Source organism: Paraglaciecola aestuariivivens, assembly GCF_052983255.1.
On sequence record NZ_JBRKBA010000004.1, the window covers coordinates 214250 to 237669 of the forward strand.

The 23420-nt window shown below is 40.1% G+C and carries 18 protein-coding genes, 1 tRNA gene and 1 riboswitch; of the genes, 15 read left to right on the forward strand and 4 right to left on the reverse strand.

What is annotated here, in order from left to right; genetic code table 11:
* Positions 1 to 3: 3 nt before the first annotated feature.
* The 3 genes from ACVCDT_RS07880 to ACVCDT_RS07890 are packed head-to-tail and all read right to left on the reverse strand — an operon-like array spanning position 4 to position 4904.
* Positions 4 to 1818, reverse strand: a complete 1815-nt coding sequence (locus ACVCDT_RS07880; protein WP_447132221.1) for a tetratricopeptide repeat-containing sulfotransferase family protein — start codon at positions 1816 to 1818, stop codon at positions 4 to 6.
* A gap of 51 nt (positions 1819 to 1869) precedes the next feature.
* The gene (locus tag ACVCDT_RS07885) at positions 1870 to 3669 is read right to left on the reverse strand and encodes a tetratricopeptide repeat protein (protein ID WP_447132222.1); all 1800 of its coding nucleotides are present in this window, start codon (positions 3667 to 3669) and stop codon (positions 1870 to 1872) included.
* Between the two features lie 47 nt (positions 3670 to 3716).
* The gene (locus ACVCDT_RS07890) at positions 3717 to 4904 is read right to left on the reverse strand and encodes a JmjC domain-containing protein (RefSeq protein WP_447132223.1); all 1188 of its coding nucleotides are present in this window, start codon (positions 4902 to 4904) and stop codon (positions 3717 to 3719) included.
* A gap of 329 nt (positions 4905 to 5233) precedes the next feature.
* On the opposite strand from ACVCDT_RS07890, the gene ACVCDT_RS07895 reads away from it, so the two are divergent.
* The 8 genes from ACVCDT_RS07895 to ACVCDT_RS07930 all read left to right on the forward strand — a co-directional run bounded on the left by ACVCDT_RS07895 (position 5234) and on the right by ACVCDT_RS07930 (position 14927).
* Positions 5234 to 8158 (forward strand): TonB-dependent receptor, encoded by a 2925-nt coding sequence (locus ACVCDT_RS07895; protein WP_447132224.1) that lies wholly within the window; start codon positions 5234 to 5236, stop codon positions 8156 to 8158.
* A 101-nt stretch (positions 8159 to 8259) separates the two neighbouring features.
* Positions 8260 to 9738 carry a sulfotransferase family protein gene (locus ACVCDT_RS07900; protein WP_447132225.1) on the forward strand — a complete coding sequence of 493 codons (1479 nt, stop codon included), beginning with the start codon at positions 8260 to 8262 and terminating at the stop codon, positions 9736 to 9738.
* Positions 9739 to 9992: 254 nt separating this feature from the next.
* The gene (locus ACVCDT_RS07905; protein ID WP_447132226.1) at positions 9993 to 10757 is read left to right on the forward strand and encodes a DUF3450 domain-containing protein; all 765 of its coding nucleotides are present in this window, start codon (positions 9993 to 9995) and stop codon (positions 10755 to 10757) included.
* Between the two features lie 5 nt (positions 10758 to 10762).
* Positions 10763 to 12115, forward strand: a complete 1353-nt coding sequence (locus ACVCDT_RS07910; protein ID WP_447132227.1) for a MotA/TolQ/ExbB proton channel family protein — start codon at positions 10763 to 10765, stop codon at positions 12113 to 12115.
* A 1-nt stretch (position 12116) separates the two neighbouring features.
* Complete coding sequence (locus ACVCDT_RS07915) at positions 12117 to 12641, forward strand: MotA/TolQ/ExbB proton channel family protein (RefSeq protein ID WP_447132228.1); 525 nt, start codon at positions 12117 to 12119, stop codon at positions 12639 to 12641.
* A 12-nt stretch (positions 12642 to 12653) separates the two neighbouring features.
* The gene (locus ACVCDT_RS07920; protein WP_447132229.1) at positions 12654 to 13052 is read left to right on the forward strand and encodes an ExbD/TolR family protein; all 399 of its coding nucleotides are present in this window, start codon (positions 12654 to 12656) and stop codon (positions 13050 to 13052) included.
* 1 nt (position 13053) lies between these two features.
* Positions 13054 to 13665, forward strand: coding sequence for an energy transducer TonB (locus ACVCDT_RS07925; protein WP_447132230.1), 612 nt, complete (start codon positions 13054 to 13056; stop codon positions 13663 to 13665).
* Positions 13665 to 14927 carry a tetratricopeptide repeat protein gene (locus ACVCDT_RS07930; protein WP_447132231.1) on the forward strand — a complete coding sequence of 421 codons (1263 nt, stop codon included), beginning with the start codon at positions 13665 to 13667 and terminating at the stop codon, positions 14925 to 14927. Before ACVCDT_RS07925 ends, ACVCDT_RS07930 begins: the two co-directional genes overlap by 1 nt.
* A 40-nt stretch (positions 14928 to 14967) precedes the next feature.
* Here ACVCDT_RS07930 and ACVCDT_RS07935 read toward each other — a convergent pair whose 3' ends face one another.
* On the reverse strand, positions 14968 to 17067 hold the full coding sequence (locus ACVCDT_RS07935) for a tRNA(Met) cytidine acetyltransferase TmcA (RefSeq protein ID WP_447132232.1): 2100 nt from the start codon (positions 17065 to 17067) through the stop codon (positions 14968 to 14970).
* 202 nt (positions 17068 to 17269) lie between these two features.
* Positions 17270 to 17375, forward strand: a riboswitch (TPP riboswitch).
* A gap of 55 nt (positions 17376 to 17430) precedes the next feature.
* Here ACVCDT_RS07935 and ACVCDT_RS07940 point away from each other — a divergent pair.
* The 7 genes from ACVCDT_RS07940 (at position 17431) to rimI (ending at position 23402) form a co-directional block, all read left to right on the forward strand.
* Positions 17431 to 19527, forward strand: coding sequence for a TonB-dependent receptor (locus tag ACVCDT_RS07940; protein ID WP_447132233.1), 2097 nt, complete (start codon positions 17431 to 17433; stop codon positions 19525 to 19527).
* A 57-nt stretch (positions 19528 to 19584) separates the two neighbouring features.
* Positions 19585 to 19842 carry a hypothetical protein gene (locus tag ACVCDT_RS07945; RefSeq protein WP_447132234.1) on the forward strand — a complete coding sequence of 86 codons (258 nt, stop codon included), beginning with the start codon at positions 19585 to 19587 and terminating at the stop codon, positions 19840 to 19842.
* The gene (gene pnuC / locus ACVCDT_RS07950; protein ID WP_447132235.1) at positions 19842 to 20450 is read left to right on the forward strand and encodes a nicotinamide riboside transporter PnuC; all 609 of its coding nucleotides are present in this window, start codon (positions 19842 to 19844) and stop codon (positions 20448 to 20450) included. The genes ACVCDT_RS07945 and pnuC overlap by 1 nt, the downstream gene beginning before the upstream one ends.
* On the forward strand, positions 20443 to 21234 hold the full coding sequence (locus ACVCDT_RS07955) for a phosphotransferase (RefSeq protein ID WP_447132236.1): 792 nt from the start codon (positions 20443 to 20445) through the stop codon (positions 21232 to 21234). The genes pnuC and ACVCDT_RS07955 overlap by 8 nt, the downstream gene beginning before the upstream one ends.
* Before the next feature lie 126 nt (positions 21235 to 21360).
* A tRNA-Trp gene (locus ACVCDT_RS07960) sits at positions 21361 to 21437 on the forward strand.
* A 983-nt stretch (positions 21438 to 22420) separates the two neighbouring features.
* Positions 22421 to 22924 (forward strand): DNA polymerase III subunit psi, encoded by a 504-nt coding sequence (locus ACVCDT_RS07965; protein WP_447132237.1) that lies wholly within the window; start codon positions 22421 to 22423, stop codon positions 22922 to 22924.
* Positions 22925 to 22952: 28 nt separating this feature from the next.
* Complete coding sequence (gene rimI / locus ACVCDT_RS07970; protein ID WP_447132238.1) at positions 22953 to 23402, forward strand: ribosomal protein S18-alanine N-acetyltransferase; 450 nt, start codon at positions 22953 to 22955, stop codon at positions 23400 to 23402.
* Positions 23403 to 23420: the final 18 nt, after the last annotated feature.

Here is a 23420-nt window from a genome sequence, read left to right on the forward strand (position 1 = left end):
TCACTAGTCAACTAAATTGGGACCAAGTACTTGGCGTATGGGACTTAGGTAGGCTTCAAAGTGGCGCCAGCGCTCTAAAGAGCTTAAATAGGGGGCTTGCCTAACTTGTTCTGCACTTGGGGTAGCAACTGGGCGGGTATTGGTAAAGTAACTTAAACAAGACTCTTCAAAATCAACTTGGCAAAAGTCTAATAGTTTTTCAACTGTGGGCTTAAACTGCTTGATCAGATCTTCATAGTTTACAGTCATAATGTTGTTGGGCAGCACGCTATGCCAATGCTGCATTAACTCAATGTAGTTTTTATAGTGCTCAGCTATGCTTTTTAAATCATTAGCATAAGGCACCCCTGAAGCAAAAAACTGAGAATAAATGCTCCAGCTACACGCCATAGGGTGGCGCCTCACATCGATTATTTTAGCCTTAGGAAATAACAAACATATTAAGCCAATATGCTGAAAATTGGCTGGCAATTTATCGATAAAATACTTGCCACCTTGTCTAAAGGGGCTGACCGCATCTAAATACCTTTGTGCTAACTGCTCAAGCTGTGGCTGGGTTAATTGCTCAACAGCTGCCGGATACTGCCCTGGCAAAGCATTTTTGCCAATATCTAAACTATGCACTATTTGTGGCATAGCCGTGAGTTCCATAGTGCCATCAATTAACGAATGGCTGGCTAATATTTGTTCCACTAGGGTTGAGCCACTTCTAGGTAAACCTACTATAAAAATCGCTTCATTTTCATTGGCTTTAGGTACTTGCCGATTAGCAAACAATGTTGAATTAAAATGCTGTTTTAGGGCCGCATTTTTGTTGTTTTTGGTGTAACTCGAACCTTTAGCAAGTATTTGATTGGCGGTTTGGTAAAAACTAAAACTTTGCGCATAGTGTTGTTGGTCTTCTAGGGCCTTGCCTAAAGCAAAATTAATTAAGCTTAGGTTGTGTTGATCAAGCTTATTACCGCTTGCAAGTTCACGCATCTTGCTAATTTCTAACGCACTAAAACGGTAAGTTTTGGTATTGGCTAAATTCCAATAGGCCTCGCCTAGTTGTGGGTTAATGGTTAAAGCCTGATGGTAATAGTTCAGCGCTTCTTGCAGCTTTCCTTGAATTTTACACAGGTTGCCCAAACGTAACATGCCTAGGCTGTTGTCTGGCTGAAGGGCGAGTAATTTTTGATAGCTATTTTGAGCTTGTGCGTAATCGCCGACTTTGACTTCTGCTTTGGCTGTTACTGCTAACAGGCCAATGTTATCTGGGTGTTCAAGCCACTGCTTTTGCGCGTAATCTAAAGCTTTTGCGGCTTGGCTTGTTTGTATCAGTGCATCAATATATTCAATCGCTAGTTGGCAATCTAAGGGTCGCTCTGTCACGCAATGGCTTAGAATAGCTAAGCGCACGTCAGGTCTACCGGCTGCTGATGATATTTTTGCCATTAACCTTAAGCAGCGAATTTCGTTTGGCACAAGGGATAATAATTCACGACATTGATGCTCTGCGGCTTGTATTTGGCCCTGATTAAATCTCGCATTAGCCTGTTCGAGTTTCTGGTTAAAATCAGTAATTAGGTTAAATTGTTGGCTGGCCTGCTGGGCTTTAGCTGTTGCTTGGTTGGTTAAATATAAATTTTCGAGGATCTTCCAAAGCTGCGCTTGTTCGGGTATTACTTTTACTAAGCGTTCAAGTTCGTCAGCAGCTTCTTTGGGCGGGTTATTATTAACTATCTCATCCGCCAGCTTTATCACTTGTTGCGGAGCAAGATTGATAAGGTATTTTTCATCTAGGCTGTGATTTTTGGAATGCGCTATATTTTGCATCAATATCCTATACAAGGCTAAAGGGTTAGTTAGATTAACAAAGCCGATAAATTAAGTTGGCATGATATCGCAGGGAATAGTCATACGAGAATGGTCAGATTCAAAGCTATTAGTACCATGCCAAAAATAGCTGGGGAATAACACGCATAATCCTTCCTCTGGACAAATTTGTTTGCCGATTTGTTCTTTTTCATTTAGCGCCAGCGAGGTTTCACCAAATTTTACCCAACCGCTTTTATTAGGATCGTGAGGCTGCATATTTTGGGGTACTTCGATGTAAGTACAACATGATAACCAACCTTGTGGGTGTACATGATTAACGTGAAAGCCTCCCCCTTGCAATCGCACAGACCAACTACCTGAAAACTTAAAACTTTGGGTGTTGCTATTTAAAAATGGATGATTGGGATCAACAGGCAAGTTGGCTAAGTACTTTGAAATGCGTTTTTCTAGCACCTGTTTAAAGTCTTGAATAACTTTTGCTGGCTCTGATAACAGTCTACCTACAGTTTGGGTGCCTCCTTTCACGCTTTGGTCTAAGGGTTGCAATTCACCTTTATGCATTGCGCTGAGCTCAGCTCTTAATACCGACATAAAATGCGCTAAATCTTGATAGCCTTCGGGCGTTTCCAAAAATTCAGCATCGATAAAGTCTTCATAATTATTTAACCAGCTTGCTCTAGGATCGTCTAATAATCGCCAACATAACCCCTTATAAGCCCAAATTTCTTGATTTAATGGCGCAATGTCTGCAGCTTGGTCTAGGTAGGAAAGGGCTTTAGGGTAGGCCGCTTGCTTTATAAAATAATTGGCAATGTCAATTAAGTATTTAACATTTTGAGGTTGAGCATGGTGGGCCTCAAGTAATAGCTTAAGAACGTCTTGACTGTTTTCCGATTGCTGGTTCTTTATAACCGCAAGGGCATGTAAAAATTGTGGCTCTCTGCCTATTTTGTCAATGGATGAGGTTAATACTGCCTGAGCTTTATCTGGTTGTTCTGACATAATTAACATAGCAGCGTAAGAGAATAATAAAGCCGCAGAATTTGGCAGTTGCTGAAAGGCCTGTTGGTAAGAACTTAAAAATTGGTCTTGCTGATTTTGCTCCCAAAAGACTTTATTTAATGCCTCATGAGCATCTACGTAGTCGGGCTTTAATGCTATGGCCTTTTGCAAGTTTTGAATGGCTAGCGGTAAATTTTGACTGTCGTAAAATGCACAACCAAGATTAAAATACAGTTCAGGGTAGGGGCGTTTTAAGGCTTCAATTTTTTCATAAGATTGGATAGATGCCTGTGGCTTGCCAATCAATCGATAAATCACCCCTTTATTGTGTAAACACTGAATGTCATTAGGTACTAATAATAAGGCTTGGTCATATAATTCTAAGGCGGCAGGGTAGGCTTCATATTGTTGATAGACATAAGCTAAAGCACTTAATAATCTAGGGTGTTTAGCATGAAATTTTAGAGCCTGTTGCAGCTTGTTTATGGCTTGCTCAAATTCTTGGGTATGAGTCAACATCATGGCCCAGTTGATCCAAGCATCAATGTTTTTATTGTCTAAATCTAATGCCTGTTTAAATTGCTCAGAAGCTTGAGCAAACTGACCTAATTGCACTAACAAATTGGCATAGTTTGATAAAACCGCCGGTTGCTTGGGGTTAGACCTAAGAGACTGCAGAAAATATTGTTTAGCACTTTCAAGTTCGCCTAACTGCTTTGCTGCTAGGGCTTTAATATGAAAAGCGTCTGCATGCGCGGGAAATTGACCAAGAACCTTATCGCACATCAAAATAGCGTTTTGGAATTGATTATTGCGCAAGGCTGCAATAGCTTGATTGAGTGACATAGTTATCTCTCTTTAAAAACTGCGGTTATAAGCAAGTGTTACTGCACTTATGCATAACAGGTCAAAAAGCCACTCATTATTAGGCGATTCACTAGGGCAATCTTTACCTCATCACCTAAGCCGCCTGGTATGTTAGACACCACAAAACTTGGCGTATTTAAAATATACTGTAATGCCTCTTGAGCACCTGGATGAATCAGTATTTGTTCACCTGGTATGCGTAAGTCTAAAATTTCAGGCGTAGCAACTAACTCTGAAATCGCCAGTGGGTGGTGTTTGATGGTACTGGTAATAAGTACCTTATTGTTTGTTTGGCTGTGTTGTAACTTAGCTAAATCAAAGACTAAACGTGCTTTACGTTTATTTAATGACTGCTGTACAAAAGCGGCGGATTGACTTTGAGATGCTAAGTTTTGAACCGAGCTTTGTAATTGTTCAACTATGCAACTAAGGCTATCTTGACTGGTGATATTATCAGCACGTAAGCCAGCATTACTTCTTAGTGGTTGATTGATATCTGCAAGATTATCAATCAGTGCAATTAAAGTTTCCCTCACAGTTACAGGAACAAAACCAATGGATAGATGAATTGATTCTGACAAGGATTGAGCGGTATGGGCTGTGCCTCTAGGTAAATAGAGTAAATCGCCAGGACCTACGTCATAGACTTGATGGCGACCTAAATTAGGCGGCGCTTCTCCCCAGCCTTTCCAAGCATTAGGTTGATGAGAGGGTTCATCAGAAATCAACCACCTCTTTTGGCCTTTTAATTGAATAGCAATGACGTCTAATTCGTCGTAATGCACAGGCGCCGAAGAGTCATTATCACTCCAAAAAATCACCACACCTACTTTGGTATTAAAAATTTGTTCTAAGGCACGGGTGAATTGACTTAATGGGGGCGCCATTTTCTCAACATCAGGAATACGTACTGTATAGCCACTTGCATGATAGGCTTTAATTAATTGCAAAAAGGCTTCTGGATCAGCGGTTTTATGTGCTTTAGGAGGGGCAGTTGTAGGTGTGGCAATATGACATGTAAGTTTATCTGAATACCTGTCATAAGCGTTTAAAATACTCTGCTCAGGGTTGTCGCCTAATAATTTGGGTAAATCTGAATTGTCTCTGCCAATTAACGCCAATGGCTTTTTCCCGACTATTTGTTCAAAAAAGTCGTGGTAATGAAAAGGGGCGAGGGCAGCAGATAATATGTTTTGGGCTTCTTGTAAAATCAAAACTCTAATTCAATTTAGCAAAGGAAAACTCAGTGTAACTTTTTAACATGTATTTTCAAGCGGCTTAAAGTTGCATGCCCTTAAGGTAAGAGAAAGTCACATAGTGCATTTTTGATAAATTGAAGGCTAATACAAAATTTAGTGTAAAGATTTAATTACTAATAAAGAGAAAGCTTGTGCAAATAATGCGCAAACAAACGCTCTAGCTAGATGAAACATTGATTAATAAGGGTGCTTGTGCTTATCATACTGCCGAGGTTCACTACCTCTTTTCCAAATAAAAATGTCGTTAAAGCGACACTCTTCAAATGTGGTCCAGGGAGACATACATGTTTAATTTTAAAAAAAGTGCTGCGGCAATATCTGTTGCTGCTTGCTTGGGAGTTTCACTTCCAGCGCTAGCCAATAACACCAATGGTTACATTACTGGTAACTCAGTAACAACTACTGGTCAAACTTTATCAAACGTATCAATTTCAGTAGAAAACTTAGAAACAGGCCTAAAACGTTCTGTTGTTTCTAGTGCTGATGGTTCGTTTCGTTTTCCATTACTTCCGCCAGGGCGTTACAAAGTTGTAGCTGAAAAAGATGGCTTTAGAAGTACTATTCAAGAAAGCGTTAATGTAGGTATCAGTGGTAAGGTTAATATGAACCTTGCGTTGAGCGAAGCCAACATGGAGCGTATCGAAGTTACAGGTTCTGCCATTTCTCTTGTAGACGTTACTAGTACTAACACTGGTATAGTGGTTGATTCAGTTACTTTAGAAAAGGTTCCAGTTCCTCGTGATCTTACAAGTGTTGCTTTATTAGCGCCAGGTACAACTAAAGGCGATTCAGCTTTTGGTAACGTTCCTTCAATTGGTGGAGCATCTGCTGCAGAAAACGCCTACTACGTAAACGGCCTTAACTTAACTAACTTCCGTACTGGTGTGGGTTCAAGTAACCCTCCATTCGAAATGTTTGAAACATTTGAAGTGAAAACAGGCGGATACTCTGCAGAATTCGGTCGTGTTACTGGTGGTGTAATTAACGCTAAAACCAAAAGTGGTTCTAACGAATTTAAATGGGGCGTAAACCTTTTTGTTGAGCCTGATGCTTTACGTGAAGACAAAGCTTCTGAAAAGCGTGCTGATGGATCTTATCGTATTGATAATACCCAAGATAAAAACACCTTTTGGGATGTTAACTTATGGGCAAGTGGTGCATTAATTGAAGACAAATTATTCTTCTATGTACTTTACAACCCACGTTCTGACGTATTTGAATACAATGGCTCTGAAACCATTAGTGGTGACAATACTCTTCAAAGTGTGTTTAAAGATGAAGATGAAGATGCGTTTTGGGGTGCTAAAATTGATTGGTATATCAATGATTCAAACATCTTAGAATTAACTGCGTTTTCTGATGAAAGCTCAACTATTAATACCCGTTACAGCAGTGTAAACGGCACTATCCAAGGCGACGGTGCAGAAGGTTTCACTGATGAAGGTGGCCTAAACGCTACAGTTAAGTACACCAGTATTATTTCTGATGACTTCTCAATCTCAGCTCAGTACGGTATCAACAAAGCCAACAGAACTACAGCCAGTGCACTAGATTCTAACCCGGTAATTTACCGTCGTTTCGATAGCACAGGTGGATTCGTTCCAGGTGGTAACTTCGCTAACTTCCTAGTTGATATCGGCGACGATAAACGTGAAGTATTCCGCGTAGACGCTGACTGGTATTTAGGCGACCATGAAATTCGTTTTGGTATCGATTCAGAAACACTAACGGCAAATGCTAATACTGTACTTTCTGGTGGTAACTACTACCTAATCTACGTTGATGACGTTACAGATCCTGCTAACCCAGAGCCTTATGAAGTTCGTCGTAGAACTTACTCTTCTGGCGGTGCATTTGAATCTAAAAACTTCGCTTATTACATTCAAGATCAATGGCAAGCCACTGATAACCTAGTTATCAATGCGGGCCTACGTAATGATTCATTTGAAAACTTTAACGGTGCTGGCGAGTCTTTCATTGATTTAAGTAATCAATGGGCGCTACGTCTTGGTGCGGTTTATGATGTAAATGGCGATGGCGATTCTAAAGTATGGGCTAGCTATGGTCGTTATTACCTTCCAGTTGCAGCAAATACTAACATTCGTTTGTCTGGTGCCGAAACTTATATCCATGACTTTAGAACATGGGAAGGTTTTGCAGATCCAGCGCTAGAAGTACCTAACTTCAATGAAAATGGTACACCAACTCGTCCTCAGCAAGTTTTCTCTGACGGTGATGTGCCTAACGCAGGTGCCATAGTTGACTCGTCAATCGAGCCTATGTATTCAGACGAATTCATCGCTGGTTATCAGTTCCAGTTAACTGATGAGTGGAGCATGGCTGTTCAAGGTACATACCGTGAGCTTGCAACTACTATTGAAGATGTTGCAATTGACTTTGGTTTTAACAAGTATCTAGAGAGAGAGTTTGGACGTTCATGTGAAGAATGTTCTGGTTTCCACTATTACGTGTTAACTAACCCAGGTACTGATTTAAGTTTCACTGCTGATGATGGTCAAGAATATACTATCCCAGCAGCTGATTTGAATTACCCTGAATCAATTCGTAAGTATGCAGCTATAGATGTAACTTTCGAAAAAGCATGGGACGGTGTTTGGTTGTTAAACGCAGCTTATACTTGGTCACATAGCTGGGGTAATAACGAAGGTTACGTTCGTTCTGACAACGGTCAAGATGATGCAGGTTTAACTACTTTGTTTGACCAACCTGGATTATTAGACGGTGCTAACGGTAACTTACCAAACGACAGACGTCACTCGGTTAAAGTTTTTGGTTCTTATCAAGTAACTGAAGACCTAAACCTTGGTGTGAATGCTTCATGGCAGACAGGCCGTCCTAAGAATGCCTTTGGATTCCACCCAACTGATCTATTTGCTCAGTTGTACGGATCTGAGTCTTTCTATGCCAATGGTGAGCTAGTTCCTCGTGGCTCTCTAGGTACTACTCCTAGCGTATTAGCTATCGATGTTACTGCTAGCTACAATGTTCAAATTAGTGAAGATTATGATCTAACTCTTAGAGCAGATATCTTTAACGTATTGAATAGTGACTCAGTAACAGAAGTTAATGAAATCCATGATGATGAAGGTTTTGCTGCCGGTTCTGGTAACATAAACCCTACATTTGGTTTGCCAACAAACTGGCAAACTCCTCGTTACGTTCGCTTAAGTGCTTCTTTGAAGTTCTAAGCTAATTTAACTAGGATAAGCTAGTAATAAGCCCTGCTTTTGCGGGGCTTTTTTATTAGTCTCGTAAAGGCTAATGATTTACTTGAGGAACCTTTGGTTAAATGAACGACGTAAATACCCTTTTAAAAAACTTAGTTTCTGCGGTTAAATTAGGTGACGCAAAACAATCTGCGAATTGTCTGCAGTTATTAATAGAGCTAAAACCTAAGCTACTACAAAATTGGCTGGGTGTAGCCAAAATGGGCATATTGTCTGGGCATATTAGTTATGCCAAACAAGCTTTAGCTATGCTTGAAAATCAACCAGAACTAGCGCTGGCCGATAAATTGCAACATTGTGCTATGTTGATTGAAGTAGGGCAGATTAACTTAGCCTATGAACACGCCTTAGCACTTGAAAAAACTATGCCTAATTCACCGGAAGTGTGCCATTTATTAAGTACAGTGGCATTGCAATTAGGTTTTGCCGAACAGGCAAAAAGCTATGCCAATAAAGTGCTACAACAGTGGCCTATGTCGGGGCAAGCATTGCTGATTTTAGCTTCTGCCCAGAAGATTAAGCCTAATGATGAGATTTTTGCGCAATTACAAGGGGCAGAGGGGGCAGTAACAGCTACCAATAACCCTCAGTCAATTGCTTCTTTTTATGCCGCGCTTAGCAAAGTCTACGTTGATATTAATGATCATGAAAAGGCCTTTGAGTTTGCCAAAAAGTCTAATGCTCCCATGGTAAAGGTCGCAAACTATCAAGCCCAAGAAGACCAACAGAATTTACGTTTTATTGCTTCGCAATTTAATGCTCAATCACCTCAGACTCACGCAATTAAAGCTGCTAGCAAAACTAATCCTATTTTTATAGTAGGTTTGCCTAGAAGTGGAACCAGTTTATTAGAGCAAATGATTTGTAGCCACTCTGAGGTGTTAGATGGTGGCGAGTTTAATGGTATGGAGCGTGCTGCTCGTGTTTTAACTAAAGGTTTGCCGATAGGAAGCAGTGCAGAACATTTTGATGAACACAAATTAAATAATAACGTAGAGGCTATTCGTAACGCTTATTTGCAGTACGCTCATCAGCGATTTGGAAGCGATGGCATAATAGTAGACAAAAGCTTGTCGAATAATCGCTATTTGTGGTTAATTAAAAAAGTGTTTCCACAATCACCTATTATTTATATCAAAAGAGACCCCCTTGATTCAGCCTGGTCATGTTATAGAACACATTTTAGTAGTGGCCTGGGGTGGTCAACCAACCTAACCCAAATGGGGATTTATTTTGGGTTAGAAGAAAAGTTAAGTAATTTATGGTTGGAACTTTATCCATCGTCTATATTCTCTTTAAATTACGAAGAGTTAGTTGCCCATCCCCAGCAACAAATAAGCGAATTATTAAGATTTTGTGGTTTAAATTTTGAAGCAGAAATATTGAACTTTTACAAAAATACACGACCTGTATACACAGCGTCTGTTACTCAAGTAAGAGAAAGTATTCATCAACAAGCGGTAGGCCCTAGCTTAAAAGTTAAACACTTGTTAACTCCGTTCTTAGATGAATACCAAAAAATTAAAAATGAACAAAGTTAAAAAATAGGTGATGTAAGCAAAGTCATTGATACTTTTGTTAAATTGCAACCATTAATTTTAACAATATATGGTTGTTTAACCTAATGAGTAACTTGACAATTTGCTTACATCCATGTGAACATTCATCGGTCTTAGTCTTTAAATTTTTAAGGCTAAGCCCCTTTAATTAACAGAGCTTAATAGCCCCTAGCCGACATTTTTGTAAGCTCGGTTAGGATTCAAAACAAGAAAATTGGTTGGGAATTATGTCCAAAATGAGCAAGAGAAACCTTATTGCTTCTGCCGTCGTTGGTGCAATAGCACTCGGTAGCAGCGCCGTTGTCTCTGCAGACCCGTTAAATGAACTTCATAAAGAAGAAGCTAAAATTCACGCGGCTGCAAAGAAATCCCAAGAGAAAATAAATAACCTATATGAGCAGTCTCAAGAGTTATTTGTTGAATATCGTCGTGTAGTAGACGAAACGGAAAATCTTAAAGTCTACAACGATTATGTAGCTACTTTGGTTGCCGACCAGCAACGAGGCATTGACTCGTTACAAAAGCAAATCGATGGTATTGATGGTGTTAAACGTGGTGTTGTTCCACTTATGTTTAGAATGATCGATAGCTTAGAGCAATTTATCAATCTTGATGTTCCAATTAATCTTGAAGAGCGTTTAGCGCGCGTAGAGCGTTTACGTGATGTTATGGCTAATTCAAACGTCACAACTTCAGAGCAGTTCCGTCAAGTTATTGAAGCTTACCAAATTGAAAATCAATACGGTCGTCAAATTCAAGCTTATCAAGGTAAGTTGGATTATAAAGGCACTGAAATCACGGTTGATTTTTTCAACTTGGGTAGAACAGCACACTTAGCCTTATCTCTAGATGGTAAGAGTGCATGGGTGTGGGATAACGATGCCAGAGAATGGCAAGAGCTAGGTGATGAGTACCTAAGTGCAGTGGTAACAGCTGTTCGTATGGCTAACAAACTACTTCCACCTAACCTTCTTAAACTACCCATTAAAGCTGCGGAGTAATATTGATGAAAACTGTATTTAAATCCATATTAGCTGCTGCCTCTATTGGCTTGTTAGCGTCTTCAGCTCAAGCGGCAACGTCTCTTGAAGCCTTGCTTGAAGAAGTGAAGAAAAACCGTGTTTCTGAAGCACGCATTAATAAACAACGTGAAGCTGAATTTCAATCTGCTCGTGCAGACAAGCAAGCGCTTTTAAGAAAGGCTCAAGCTGAACTTAAAGCTGAAAAAGATCGTGGTGAAAGACTTCAAAAGCAATTTGCTGATAACGAAGTTAAACTTGCTGAGAAAGAAGTTGAATTAACCCAAGCCACTGGTACTTTAGGTGAAATGTTTGGTGTAGTTCGTCAAGCATCTGCTGAAGCTTACGGCCAAATCTCTACTTCGATTGTAAGTGCAGAATTCCCAGGTCGTGGTGAGTTTTTAAAGCGTATGTCTGAAGAATCAAAAGGTCTACCTAATATTCAAGAATTAGAAGACTTATGGTTTGCGCTTCAAACTGAAATGACTGAGTCTGGCCAGGTTTCTCGTTTTACTACTGAAGTAGTAAGCTTAGATGGCGGTTCAAAACAACAAGAAGTAGTTCGTGTAGGTACGTTCAACTTAGTTGGTGAGCAAGGCTATTTAATCTATGACGATCAAAATGAAATCGTTCAACCTCTAGGTCGTCAACCAGATAGTCACTTGGTTTCTTCTGCCCAAGAAATGCGTACTGCTACTTCTGGCTTAGTTCCATTTTATGCTGACCCTTCTAGTGGTGGTATTCTTGGTCTATTGAAAGAAAAAGCAACTATGATGGAGCGTTACCACGCTGGTGGTCCAGTTGGTTATACTATTACAGTTATGCTGTTTATCGGCTTATTGATTGGTGTATACAAAGTACTTACTTTGACCATTATTGGCGGCAAGATGAAAGCTCAACTGAAAAACGTTGAAAATCCTTCTAGCGCTAACCCTCTAGGTCGTATTCTTCAGGTTTATCAAGAAAATAAAACAGCTGATGCTGAAAACCTTGAGTTAAAACTTGATGAAGCCATCTTGCGTGAACTACCTAAGATCGAAAGTGGCATCAACATTATTAAGATTTTTGCTGCAATCGCTCCGTTACTAGGTCTACTAGGTACGGTAATTGGTATGATCGAAACCTTCCAACAAATTACCTTGTTTGGTACAGGTGACCCTAAATTAATGGCAGGCAGTATCTCAATGGCGTTGGTAACAACTGCTCTTGGTATTATTGCAGCACTTCCATTATTACTAACTCACAGCATTGTTGCTGGACGTAGTAAGTCTATCATCCACGTATTAGATGAGCAGACTGCTGGCATAATTGCTACTCACGCTGAGTCGGAGAACGCCTAAGATGTTATACCTGATAGAATTATGGGAATCTGTCAGGGGTTTTATTGCTGCTGGCGGCGACGTGTTATACGTTGTTGCCGTAGCGCTCTTTCTTATGTGGGTTTTTATGATAGAGCGTTACTGGTATTTAGCTTCGGTGTTTCCAAAACTTAGAGATGAGATTATCGCTAAGTGGGATGCACGCGAAGATACTACCTCTTGGTATGCGCATAGAATCCGTGACACATGGATTTCACAAGCGTCAGATGGCCTTAGCACAAGAATGTTGTTAATTAAAACGCTTGTTGCAATGTGCCCTCTTATTGGTCTTCTTGGAACAGTTACCGGCATGATCGGTGTGTTTGAGACCATGGCGACTCAGGGTACTAGTAACCCTCGTCTAATGGCTGCAGGGATCTCAATGGCAACTATTCCAACTATGGCTGGAATGGTGGCAGCTTTATCTGGTGTATTCTTTAGCTCACGTTTAGAAGCTAAAGTAAAAATTGCCAGAGAAAAGTTAGTTGACGCCTTGCCCCATCATTAAAGAGAGGATCTTATGGGTCGTAAAGTTAGAGTAGAAGAAGATGCAGCAATTGATATGACACCTATGCTAGACATAGTGTTTATCATGCTTATCTTCTTCATTGTTACTACCGTTTTTGTTAAGGAAGCGGGTGTAGATGTTAATAAACCTCAGGGGGAGTTAGCTGTTACGCCAAAAAATGCAAACATTTTCATAGGTATAACCGCTGATGGAAAAGTTTGGATGGATAAACGTCAGATTGACCCGGACAGTGTTCGCGCTAATCTAGAACGTTTAATGGCTGAGCAACCCTCAGATGTGATTATAATCCAGGCAGACAAAGAGGCTGAACATGGCCTAGTTATTGAAGTTATGGATCAGGTGAAATCAGCTGGTATTGATCGTATCTCAATTGCAACGGCAGGTAGTTAATATGGGTCGATTAATAATTTCTATACTTTTAGGCGCAGCAATCGCCTTTGGTTTGTTTGTTTTAATGGCTGAATTAATTGCTAATACCGGTAGACCAGTTGAAAAAGCTGCGCCTACTCCAGTCATTGATATTGTTATGGCCACGCCAGATGACGCTACTCAGTTAAGAAAACGAGTACCGCCACCGCCGCCGCCACCGCCACAGCAACCACCTAAGGTTGAGCCAATTGAACCAGATGTAGCAGATGTTGATACAGATGGCCTTGGTTTCAGTATGCCTTCTGTTGATGTTGGTGGAGCGTCAGTGAACATTGGTAGTGTAGGGGCAATGCGAGATGGTGATGCAACACCTATAGTTCGAATTGAGCCTAAATATCCAGTGCAAGCTGCACGTGACGGTAAAGAAGGTTGGGTTAAGCTTTCGTTTACTATCAACGAAGTAGGCGGAGTTGAAGACGTTGATGTTATCGATTCAGATCCTAAAAGGGTATTTGATCGTGAAGCGCGTCGTGCTTTAAGTAAATGGAAATACAAGCCTAAAATCGAAGACGGTAAACCTATGAAGCAGTATGGCCTTATAGTGCAATTAGACTTTAAGTTGGATCAATCATAATGAATAAATTTATAAAACATTTATGTGCGGTTTCAGTGATTTCTGTTGTCGCTAGTATGCCAATTAATGCTTATGCACAAGCTTCAGGTCCAATCGTTTGTCCAGATTATAAGCGTGGCACCACTAACATACCTGGCCAAAAGGTCGGTAAAAAAGTTGGTAAAGCATTAGAAGCTTATAATAATGACTTGATTGACGAAGCTATTAGTATATTGATGGAAATTGATACATCAAATACGTTCGATAGAGCATTTACTGATAGATTTCTTGGCAACTTGTTAGCTACGCAAAATGGCAAAGCTAAAGAAGCCATTAAGTATTTACAGCGTGCTGTTGCACCTGGCAAGCTTAATGATGCTGAACAAGTAGGCACAATTAAGTTAATTGGTGATTTAAGTCTTCAAGAAGCTGAGTATGAAAATGCGATTGCTTCTTATCAACAATGGTTGGATATAACCTGTAAAGAAGACTTTGATGTGTATTTCAGAATGGCGAATGCATATTACCAAATGCAACGTTATGCTGAGATTATCGCGCCAATTAATAAAGCTATTGCTTTAGCCGACAAGCCAAATAAAACCGCTTATGCGCTTAAAATGACCTCTTTTTATAATCGTAAGATGTATAAAGAAACCATTGAAGTGCAAGAGTTGATGGTGAAGTTATTCCCAGATGATAAGGCACAGTGGACGCAATTAGGATTTTTCTACATGTTAGTAGAAGATCATAAAAAAGCGCTTTCTACCTTTGAAATGGCCTATCACCAAGGTTATTTGACTAAAGCTGCTGAAATTAAAGCACTTAGCCAACTTTATTCTTTAAACGATATTCCAATTAAAGCTGCACAAGTTTTAGAAAAACATGTGAAGTCTGGTTTAGTTAAAAAAGAAGAAAGAATGCTAACCAGTATTGCCTCTTCTTATCAGCAAGCTAAAGAGCTTAAAGAAGCTGCGCAATATTATGGTGAGTCAGCTAAATTGACTTCTGATCCAGACTTATACCAAAAACAAGGCATGGTTTACTATGCCATGGAAAGTTATGACAATGCCTTAGCTGCTCTGCAGAATGCATTAGATAACGGGTCTGAGAAAAAAGGTCCTATTCATTTAGCTATGATGCAAGCTAACTTTGATAAAGGTGATTTTAGATCGGCATATAAACATGTGCTAGAAGCTAAAAAAGACCGTTCTTCTGCTAGAAACGCAAGAAGTTGGGAGCCCTACATTAAAGAAAAAGCGAAAAATCGTAATATCAAACTTTAATTTAAAAAGCTCCCTCGGGAGCTTTTTTTATAGCTAAATCCTAAGGCAATATTTGCTGAAACAATCTTCTTACTTTACTAGTGAGTTGTTTTTTGCCGGTTAATTCAAATTGCCTAAGCAGGAAGTCCATGGCTTTGTTTTGCAATAATAAGCCTATTAACAGTGCTTGTTCATTGCCCTTTAAATTATCAATGTTATTGCGGCTTTCTAATAAATAGTTGGTTAATAGGCGTTTGCAACTACTTAGTGGCCTGTTCCCCTGAACAAAGTGTTGAATTATTGCTAAGTTAGAACTGGGTAACGATAGTGAGCTACTTTTAAGCAGTTCTAATAGGCAATCTGCTTCTAAATTTTGCAATTCTTTATCCATATAAAATAACAGATCAGCACAGAATTCTGAGTGAATGCCTTGAATCTTTGCTTTGGCAGATGCAGTTAGGGCATTAATGTAGATACAACTATGCTCACCACTAGATACCTCGGCCTTGTGGCTGACCTTGTAGGCAGCATATCCGTGCTTACGCCAAAAGCTTAATAAACTTGCTGAGCCGCCAAATGCGCTAGTAACAAACTCAACGTTATGCTCGAGAGCTTGTTCATGAATATAAGCCAGTAACTGTGAGCCTATCCCTTTATTTTGCTCAGTTCTACATACTGCGATACGGCTAATACGCCATTGCCGACTGTGGCAAAACTCAGCAAAATGGTAAGTAGAACTTATATTTTGTGCAACTAAATGACCTTTTACTCGACGTTCATTGGCGGAAATTTTGTCAGCTATTGGGGCTAGGTGATGGCCACCTTCTAAATTTATTTGTGCCGCAGCTATTAGTTTATCTTGGCATTTAGCTATAACTAGCATGATATCAGGGGCGTCTAATAAGCGCTGTAAATCGTCGGGACTGGTTTGATAGTGCGCATCAAGTAATAAGGCAAAGATGTTAGCTAATAAATCGGGTTGGCTAAGTAGCCATTGTTGTTCGACTAGTTGGAAGCAGACTTTGTCACTAGAGTCTATAGACATTTTAGGGTCTATAGGTTGATGATAAAAAAAGCTGCTAAACCAAAAGTTTTCTAAACTGTCTTGCTCAAACCAGCGAATAGGGTGGCTGAGTGTCTGAAACTTTGCTTGCGGGTTATTGGCCAATAATTGTCTATTAAACCTTAACTCAAAGCCTTTACCGCTGCCTTCATATCCATGCTGGGTGGCGCTAAACACCACGCGCTTAAATCTCTTGCTTAACTTTAATAATATATTAACTGGGATGGCCGAGGCTTCATCAATTAACAATAGGTCGGGCAGTTCGTCAGTTATAAGCAAACAATCAATGGCTTTAAAGGACAATTGACTATTTTGATAACTTAGGCGCTTTTTATCAAAGTTAGGCTCGGTCAAGCCTTGTTGGGCATGGTTAAACACCTGAGTCACATTATTAATAGTAGGCGCGCTAATCCATATCTTGATGCTATTTTGTTGCATTAATTGCGCAGCAGCTATGCCTAAAGCCGAAGACTTACCACGGCCTCTGTGGGCAGTGATAACTAAAGGTCTATTAGGTCTGCCCAAGGCTGTCTTTTTAATCAGTTCAACGCTTTGAGTTTGCTGACTAAAGTCTTTTGGTTTGGCATTTTGCTCAACAAAACAAGCTTGCCCTTTAAAACTTTGCTCAGTCAACAAAGCAACAGATTTATCTTGTTGAAATGAATCAGTTAAGTATTGAATAAATTGACTAGAAATTTGCTTAGTTTGGTAACCATAAGAAAGCCTATTGCTTTGTTCTGGATCTGGATAGCTAGGCCAATCGGCTAAAGCAGGACAGCAGATTATCATTAATCCTTGTGACTGTACTACGCCACTTAGCGCCATCACTGCATTAGCTCTAAAACCACTAAAACAGTTGATGATTAAATTGGCATATTCATGACCAAGCTTTGCGCGATAGTCTTGTATGGCAATGCTAGCCTGAGTTTGTGGGGCATCGCCTACCCACAATAGTGAATTGTTATTTAGGTATGGCAGCAAAGCCTTTAGGCTAGCCTCAACCCAAGCCTGTTGACCGCTTATGACCAATAATTGACGATGACAAAGTTTGGATTTGCGCTGCGTTAGCCAATTAATACATGAAGGTGAAAGATCCACGCTGCAACTTAATAACAATTTGATTTAGCGCTAGTGTAAAAAAATTCAACTAAGATTACGACACTAGTCTTTGCTTAGGGCCGAGTAAAACCCTTATTTTATTTAATTCATTGATATTTAAAAATAAATACCCTCTTGCAACTTGCAACAATTTAACTGCCTGCTAGACTACACGCGCTTTGAATTTAGAGTAACATTTAGCAAAGCAACCAGGGGGTGCCGAGATTACGGCTGAGATTTGTCTAAAGGCAAAAACCCTTACACCTGATCCGGATAATGCCGGCGTAGGAATGGTAACCACATTTCCCATTTACCTGCCGTAAAGCCGGATCTTTTCACAATTAATTGAAGAGATCCTAATAGATGAAAAAGAAAAGCCAACTACTGTTGAGTTTAATTAGTTTAAGTACATTGCAGGCTACGGCCATTGCTCAAGACAAGCTTGAATCTGAAGAACAAGAGCTTGAACATATCATAGTTCACGGTGCATTAAGTTCTACGCCTTTGTCTAAAATGGCAACCAGCATTGCCGTTATCGATGAACAAGCAATTCAAGCGCGTCAGGCTCAGCACCTAGAAGACCTGTTAAACCGCGCGGCTAATGTTAATTTTGCCAGTGGTGCGAGTCGAGGACGTTTTATTCAAATCCGAGGCATAGGCGAGCGTAGCCAGTTTACCGACCCAATCAATCCTTCTGTGGGTTTTCTAGTAGATGGTATAAATTATTCAGGTTTATTAGCCGGTGCCAGTACCTTTGATATTGCGCAAGTTGAAATCTTTAAAGGCCCAAACAGTGCGCGTTTTGGCGCGGATGGATTGGCCGGTATGATTAACTTTGTTAGCCATGAGGCCTCTGAACAAAGTAGTTTTGATGCCCAATTGGGCGCTGCAAATTATGGGAGTTGGCATCTTGGTGCGGCAACAGGTGGTGCACTCACCGACACTACCCAATACCGTGTCTCGGTTCATCAAAATACCAGCGATGGCTTTGTTAAGAATACCTATCTAAACCAAGAAGATACCAATGGGATAGATGAACTAACCTTGCGTGGAAAGTTAAACTGGCAAGTAAATAACGACTTAAGCATTAAAACTGTGCTGCATTTAATTGACGTAGATAATGGCTACGATGCTTTTTCGCTTAATCGTGACCGAACCACTTTGTCTGATCAACCAGGCACCGATGCGCAAAAAAGTGAAGCCTTAGGCTTAAGCTTTAATTATGCAGGAATAGATTGGGCAGACTTACAAATACACAGCAGCTTTATGCAAGCAGATCTTGCCTATGGTTATGATGAAGATTGGAGTTATGTTGGTATTGCGCCTGGTTGGGAATATTCGTCTACCGATTATTATTTTCGAGATCGCAATGATAAGTCGCTACAAGCTAAGTTAACCAGTAAAGAGCAAAACAACAACTGGGTTTTAGGTATGTACTTTGCCGACAATAACGAAGATTTAAATCGTGAATACACTTGGTTGTCTAGCCCCTTTACCAGCAATGTTAGCCGTAAAGACAGCGCGGTATTTGCTCAGTACAAACACAATATGTCAGACAGTCAATGGTTAACAACTAGTCTGCGTTTAGCCTCGCAAAGATTAAATTACCAAGACTCAAACCTAATAGCACAAGACCTTAAACATACCGATTGGGGAGCAGAAGTCAGTTATCAGCAACAAGTTAGCAACGAAAGCATGTTGTATGTGAGCTTGCTGCGTAGCTATAAAATGGGCGGCGTTAATGGCCAAGCATTAGGCAAGATTGACGACCAAGATATAGTTGAGTTTAGGCTGCTACTGTTAGATAACGCTAGCTTTAAACCTGAGTCTTTATTAGGGATAGAGTTTGGTATTAAAGGCGCTAACCAAGCGCGCACTTTAGAAATTGACTTTACTACCTTCTATCAAAAACGAAATGACGTGCAATATAAAAACTCAATAGTTAACGAGCAGTCTTTTGTGGATTTTTACAATAATGCTGCCAGTGGTAAAAACTACGGTATTGAAGTAAGCCTTGATTACCAATTAAGTGACACAACACAGCTTTTTGCTAACCTAGGTTATTTAAAAACCGAAATACACGGGATTACACGCCAAAGCGGTGAGACTATTGATAAAAGAGCACAAGCCCATGCACCTGAGTATCAGTTAAACGCAGGGGTAAATTGGCAAATTTCAAATAAATTAAGCTGGTTGCTAGAGTTAGATGCTAAAGACGAATACTACTATTCTTTTAGTCACGACCAAGTGTCACAAGGTTTTGTGATTGCCCACAGTAGTTTAGGTTATCAAGAAGATAACTGGCGTGTAAGTTTATATGTGCGCAATTTATTTGATAAAACTTATGCCAATCGTGGTTTTTATTTTGGCAATGATCCAAGAGATGAATACACCACACACTTGTATGAGCAATTTGCTGAGCCAAGAAGAGTAGGGGTTAACTTTAGTTTCCACTACTAATCATTTAACGTCCTGAATGCAGATAACATTCAGGCCTTTTTAATCTAAAGGACAGATATGCAACTTGTAGCCGAAATTTCACTCTACCCCTTAACACAACAATACATAGCGCCCATTCAAGATTTTATCGATAGGTTAAATAGCTATGCAGATATAAAGGTAAAAACCTCAGCCACTAGTACTATAGTTGCGGGGGAATATCTATCGACTATGCAATTGTTGGCTAAAGAAATGCAGCTTACTCATGAACAGGTCGGTCAGGCCATATTTGTGTGTAAATTTTTAAATGGCGATAAAATGAGTTCTGAAATTTGATGGAAAGCCTTTACGCCCAGTTAGCTGCTACTTCATGGTTAGAAGGCCTGGCGGTTTTGCTTGCTTTAGCCTATGTATGGATGGCCGCTCGCCAGAGCATTTGGTGTTGGCCTTGTGCTTTATTAAGCACTGGCATTTACATGTGGTTGTTTTGGCAAGTGACTTTGCCTTTTCACACTGTTTTAAACTTGTATTATTTGTTCATGGCTATTTACGGCTGGATGCAATGGAAAAAACATGACCAAAAAGAAAAAACGGTTCGTAGCTTAAGCTTGTATCAGCATGGATTTTGGCTGTTAATTTTAACCTTAGGGGCCTGGGCGTTAAGCCATTTAGCTAAAGGCTTTTTAGATGCATCCTATTTGTATCTAGACGCCTTTATTACGGTTTTTAGCGTATTTACCACTATATTAGTAGCGCATAAGATAAGAGAAAATTGGTTGTATTGGATGGTAATCAATAGCTTCTCTGCGTACCTTTATTTTGCTAAATCTTTGACTCTCACTGGTATACTGTTTTTATGTTATCTTGGTTTTGCTGTATATGGCTATATGCAGTGGAAAGTACAACCTAAAAAAGAACACAGCTTAAAAACAAGTAATGGATAATTTAGTTGTAAATCTAAAACAAGAGTTGGCAAGCCTGGCTTTTGTTGAACCTAAGTTTAAACTGACGCAATTTAATGGCGGCACTATTAACAGTAGCTACTGTTTAGAAACAGCGGGTAAAAAGTACTTTGTTAAAACCTTTGAGTCCGACCAAATGACTCAACTCGACAGGCAAGTATTATACGATATCCAGTTAAAACTAGCTGCCAAAAAACTGTCGGTAAAGCCTATTTACCTGTCTGTTATTAATCATTTTCAAATTGATGAGTGGTTTGAAGAGTCGACTTTAGATCAAGTTAATTTGTCTGACCAACAAATTGCCAAAGTTTTGGCCTCAACCTTGGCTAATATTCATGGCATCACCTTAGATGCGCCTAAATTAGACTTGCCTCAACAATGGGTTTTTTATCAACAGCAGTTGGGTATCAAACTCAATCAAGCACAAATAACTCAACAACAACAAATGGCGGATATTTGGTATAGCGCTTGCGACAAACTTAGTTTGTTCTGTCACAATGATTTAGCCTTGTCGCACATATCTCATACCTTCCCAGCTAAGATATTCGATTGGGAATACTGTTCTTTATCTAGCCCATATTTTGATTTGGCATCTTGTATTAAAGTCAATGGGTTAAACGCCACAGATCAAGCCAGTTTATGTGCCTACTATGCACGCTTTACTGAACAGCCCTTAACTACAGTTGTGGCTCAAGTAAAGCTAATGCAACCCTTAGTCGATTATACTTATAGCCTGTGGTATCGCTCTGCCAACCTTGGTGGTTAATTCGACAAAATAAGCCGAGTTTTGCTCGATTTGATTATTATCTGCGCGCTTGTGAATAATATCGGCAGTTGATAGCTAAAATCACTTTACCTTTTGATATCGGTCAGTATAATTCCGTTCCTCTGCAGGGGTGTAGTTCCAATTGGTAGAACGGCGGTCTCCAAAACCGACGGTTGGGGGTTCGAATCCCTCCACCCCTGCCACATAACTCCCCAAGATCAAAGCTTTCAAATTACCTAAATAATTCATTCATCGCTCAAAGTAAGAGGGATGAGAACACCCACGGTTCGACTAATTTTTCTGGAAAAAATTAGAACATGCAAAGCATGGCCCCGTAAGGGGAGAAAGGCAGGACGCCTGAAATACAAATTGTCTGGAACAATTTATTCACTACATCCATGTAGTTCACCCACATAGTGGGCTAGCTGAAGCTATTCTAGTTTGTTCCAACAAACTTAGTGAACCGCGCCAGCGCCGCGAAGCGGTCAGATGCAGGACGCATCTGAGTTAATCCCTCCTGCCACATAACTCCCCAAGATCAAAGCTTTCAAATTACCTAAATAATTCATACATCGCTCAAAGTAAGAGGGATGAGAACCCCCACGGTTCGACTAATTTTTCTGGAAAAAATTAGAACATGCAAAGCATGGCCCCGTAAGGGGAGGAAGGCAGGACGCCTGAAATACAAATTGTCTGGAACAATTTATTCACTACATCCATGTAGTTCACCCACATAGTGGGCTAGCTGAAGCTATTCTAGTTTGTTCCAACAAACTTAGTGAACCGCGCCAGCGCCGCGAAGCGGTCAGATGCAGGACGCATCTGAGTTAATCCCTTCTGCCACATAACTCCCCAAGATCAAAGCTTTCAAATTACCTAAGTAATTAATACATCTCTTAAAGTAAGAGGGGTGAGAACCCCCAGGGTTCGACTAATTTTTCTGGAAAAAATTAGAACATGAAAAGCATGGCCCCGTAAGGGGAGGTAGGCAGGACGCCTGAAATACAAATTGTCTGGAACAATTTATTCACTACATCCATGTAGTTCACCCACTTAGTGGGCTAGCTGAAGCTATGCTAGCTTGTTGCAACAAAGTTACTGAACCGCGTTGGCGTTGTTACTTGTATACAGACTTGGGCTTTTCATTTTTCTTCTTATAAAGTAGATTTAATGTTAATCTGTGGTCATGACAGACACTACTCAAACACAACTCACGCCTTATCAACAAGGGGTTTTAACCGAATTAGGAATAAGCACTTGGGGATTGCAAGAAAAGCAGTCGAGTCCCGCTAATGTTGAAGCTAAGTTAGATCTCAAGAACACAACTGATGCAAAAACAGTCTCTTCTGAGCTTAAAAAAGATCAAGCTTTGGCTGCTATCCAACGTATTAAACAAAGCACTCAACAAACAAAACGCTCAGAGCAAGTGTTGTTATCTGTGTCCTCGGAACTGGCAAATAGTCAGTTGTTAACCGATATCTTATTGGCATTTAATCTACTCGAAAAAGGGTATAAACCTTTGCCCGAAGCGCAACATCAAGAGTATCAAGACTTCCCTTTAAGTTGGGTAGAAGGTCATACCCTTAGTTTAGAGGGCAATAAGTTGACTACTCCAGACTACTCTAGACTTTCCCAAGCTCAGCATAAAAAACAATTGTTTAAGTTAATTCAACAAACACAGGTTGTTTAACTTGATTCAATATTCAATCTAAAAGCCCATGCTAAAAGTTGACTATCTGCCAGTCTCGGCACAGTACATAGAGCCTTGTTTTACTTTGCATAAACAAGGGCAGTACTCCCCTTGGTCACAAAAAGTCTTTGAAGATTGCCTTAAACCCCCTTATTTTGCTTATGCTATGGTGCTTGAACAGCAAGTCTTGGGGTATTACGTGGCTATGCAAGTATTAGATGAAGTTACTTTGATGGATATTGGGGTAAATAAGATTTATCAAAATCAGGGGTATGGCAATGCTTTGTTGGCCCATTTGTTTGAACAATGCCAAGTGCGTAATACCCAACAACTTTGGTTAGAAGTGCGTGAGTCAAATAAAGCGGCGATTCATTTATACGAAAAGCATAACTTTATTTTAGTAGAACAAAGAGTAGGTTATTACCCATCTGCCAAAGGCAAAGAAGATGCATTTATTATGTGTGCTTACCTAGGTTAGGGGGGCACTCCCCCAACT

What these genes read in the sequence shown, in the direction of transcription:
- ACVCDT_RS07930 (WP_447132231.1), top strand. Translation starts at nt 13,665, where the DNA reads ATGAATAAATTTATAAAACATTTATGTGCGGTTTCAGTGATTTCTGTT.
- ACVCDT_RS07945 (WP_447132234.1), top strand. Translation starts at nt 19,585, where the DNA reads ATGCAACTTGTAGCCGAAATTTCACTCTACCCCTTAACACAACAATAC.
- ACVCDT_RS07925 (WP_447132230.1), top strand. Translation starts at nt 13,054, where the DNA reads ATGGGTCGATTAATAATTTCTATACTTTTAGGCGCAGCAATCGCCTTT.
- ACVCDT_RS07895 (WP_447132224.1), top strand. Translation starts at nt 5,234, where the DNA reads ATGTTTAATTTTAAAAAAAGTGCTGCGGCAATATCTGTTGCTGCTTGC.
- pnuC (WP_447132235.1), top strand. Translation starts at nt 19,842, where the DNA reads ATGGAAAGCCTTTACGCCCAGTTAGCTGCTACTTCATGGTTAGAAGGC.
- ACVCDT_RS07905 (WP_447132226.1), top strand. Translation starts at nt 9,993, where the DNA reads ATGAGCAAGAGAAACCTTATTGCTTCTGCCGTCGTTGGTGCAATAGCA.
- ACVCDT_RS07900 (WP_447132225.1), top strand. Translation starts at nt 8,260, where the DNA reads ATGAACGACGTAAATACCCTTTTAAAAAACTTAGTTTCTGCGGTTAAA.
- ACVCDT_RS07910 (WP_447132227.1), top strand. Translation starts at nt 10,763, where the DNA reads ATGAAAACTGTATTTAAATCCATATTAGCTGCTGCCTCTATTGGCTTG.
- ACVCDT_RS07880 (WP_447132221.1), bottom strand. Translation starts at nt 1,818, where the DNA reads ATGCAAAATATAGCGCATTCCAAAAATCACAGCCTAGATGAAAAATAC.
- ACVCDT_RS07965 (WP_447132237.1), top strand. Translation starts at nt 22,421, where the DNA reads ATGACAGACACTACTCAAACACAACTCACGCCTTATCAACAAGGGGTT.
- rimI (WP_447132238.1), top strand. Translation starts at nt 22,953, where the DNA reads ATGCTAAAAGTTGACTATCTGCCAGTCTCGGCACAGTACATAGAGCCT.
- ACVCDT_RS07940 (WP_447132233.1), top strand. Translation starts at nt 17,431, where the DNA reads ATGAAAAAGAAAAGCCAACTACTGTTGAGTTTAATTAGTTTAAGTACA.
- ACVCDT_RS07885 (WP_447132222.1), bottom strand. Translation starts at nt 3,669, where the DNA reads ATGTCACTCAATCAAGCTATTGCAGCCTTGCGCAATAATCAATTCCAA.
- ACVCDT_RS07915 (WP_447132228.1), top strand. Translation starts at nt 12,117, where the DNA reads ATGTTATACCTGATAGAATTATGGGAATCTGTCAGGGGTTTTATTGCT.
- ACVCDT_RS07920 (WP_447132229.1), top strand. Translation starts at nt 12,654, where the DNA reads ATGGGTCGTAAAGTTAGAGTAGAAGAAGATGCAGCAATTGATATGACA.
- ACVCDT_RS07955 (WP_447132236.1), top strand. Translation starts at nt 20,443, where the DNA reads ATGGATAATTTAGTTGTAAATCTAAAACAAGAGTTGGCAAGCCTGGCT.